Raw genomic sequence first — 702 nt, 5'->3', positions numbered from 1 at the left:
TGTTGTGAAATAAGGCAGAATATATAGAACGAGTGAGTGGAGACGGAAGGATGCTAGATGTAGATCGAGTGCTGCGACAAGACCGACTGGTGCGAGCGATGACGGGCTTGAACCTGCAAGCCTTTGCTCGGTTGCTGGTCAGTTTTTCGATGGCATCTGAGCAAGCAGAGCAGCAAGATTTAACCCCCAGGCAACGAGCGCGAGGTGGCGGACGTAAGCCACGCCTGGAAGGGATAGACCATCAGTTGTTTTTTGTTTTGTTTTACTTCAAGTGTTATCCGACCTTTGACCTAGCCGGGATTCTGTTTGACCTCGACCGCTCACAGGCGAATCGCTGGCTGCATCGCTTACAACCGTTTTTAGAATCTGCCTTGGGCACTCAGCTAGCATTGCCAGAGCGCAAGTTGACGAGCGTTGAGCAGTTCGTGTCCCGATTTCCAGGCGTGAAGCGGGTGATGATTGACGGCACTGAACGTCCGATTCAACGCCCCCAAGACCCCGAACGGCAAAGCGAAACCTACTCCGGGAAAAAGCGGCGCAACACGCGCAAACACATCGCTGCTGTGGATGAAATCAAGCGAGTGTTAGTTCTAAGTACCGCTCAAGACGGCAGGCACCACGACAGGCGATTGCTGGACGAAGCAGAAATCGTTGGGGCACTTCCGACTGAGATTGCGATTGAAGTAGACCTGGGGTTTCAAG

General features: G+C 53.0%; 1 protein-coding gene. It reads left to right on the top strand.

Translation table 11 applies throughout. The features are described 5' to 3' along the window. Positions 1–50: 50 nt before the first annotated feature. Positions 51–702: transposase family protein (locus tag C7B65_RS27125; RefSeq protein ID WP_106254261.1), on the top strand; the 652-nt coding region annotated here is incomplete at its 3' end.

Source organism: Phormidesmis priestleyi ULC007 (genome assembly GCF_003003695.1).
GTDB lineage: Bacteria > Cyanobacteriota > Cyanobacteriia > Leptolyngbyales > Leptolyngbyaceae > Phormidesmis_A > Phormidesmis_A priestleyi_A.
This window is presented reverse-complemented; position numbering and strand designations above follow the sequence as displayed.